The 258-nt window shown below is 32.9% G+C and carries 1 protein-coding gene; it reads right to left on the bottom strand.

Annotation, left to right across the window (positions count from 1 at the left end):
- Window positions 1–258 (bottom strand): chemotaxis protein CheC (locus R2R70_RS21390; RefSeq protein ID WP_410979108.1); only part of this gene is annotated, 258 nt, incomplete at both ends.

Raw genomic sequence — 258 nt, 5'->3', positions numbered from 1 at the left:
CGGCGCCCCAAGTAAAGTCTTCACAATCTTCTTACCAAATTCTAATGGCACAAGCTGCATAATAGTAGAATCAATTAATTCTCCTATTCTTAATCTAAATGAAATTTTTACTAATAAGGCATCATTCGGAATAGTATCTTTTCCTTCATTTTGTAAAATATCCAATAAATAAATTGATGGTGGTGAAATATCTACTTTTTTATTGAGAATGGTTGACATTGAAGTGGCTGCTGAACCCATCATCTGGTTCATTGCTTC

The sequence above is a fragment of the Cobetia sp. SIMBA_158 genome (assembly GCF_046566945.1).
Classification (GTDB): domain Bacteria; phylum Pseudomonadota; class Gammaproteobacteria; order Pseudomonadales; family Halomonadaceae; genus Cobetia; species Cobetia amphilecti.
This window is presented reverse-complemented; position numbering and strand designations above follow the sequence as displayed.